Below are 367 nucleotides of genomic sequence, written 5' to 3'. Positions count from 1 at the left end.
GAGCAGGGCGACGATCAGGTCCGGCCCGCGGTCCAGGCACAGCGCGACCTGGGTGTCCGGCGCCACGCCGTGGTCGCGCAGGCGGCGGGCCAGGCGGTTGGCGCGCGCATTCAGTTCGGCGTAGGCGAGCGTGCCGCCGTCCCACGCCAGTGCGGTGGCCGCGGGCGTGCGGGCAGCCTGCGCCTCGAACGCCTGGTGCACGCCGAGGTGCGCCGGATAGGGCGCCGCCGTGTCGTTCCACTCGACCAGTTGGCGCCGCGCTTCAACGTCGTCCAGCAGCGGCAGCAGGGCGACCGGCGTGGCCGGATCGGCGGCGACGGCGCGCAGCAGGTGCAGCCAGTGGTCGCGCAGGCGGTCGATGGTCGTC

At 75.7% G+C, this 367-nt stretch carries 1 protein-coding gene; it reads right to left on the bottom strand.

Features of this window, described 5'->3' with window-relative positions:
* On the bottom strand, positions 1-367 hold a 367-nt coding region (locus ASC93_RS30295; RefSeq protein ID WP_162251778.1), incomplete at both ends, for an AMP-binding protein.

The sequence above is a fragment of the Massilia sp. Root335 genome, assembly GCF_001425685.1.
Taxonomy (GTDB): domain Bacteria; phylum Pseudomonadota; class Gammaproteobacteria; order Burkholderiales; family Burkholderiaceae_D; genus Telluria; species Telluria luteola.
Note: the sequence above shows the minus strand (reverse complement) of the source record. Positions and strands in the feature narration are given on the sequence as shown.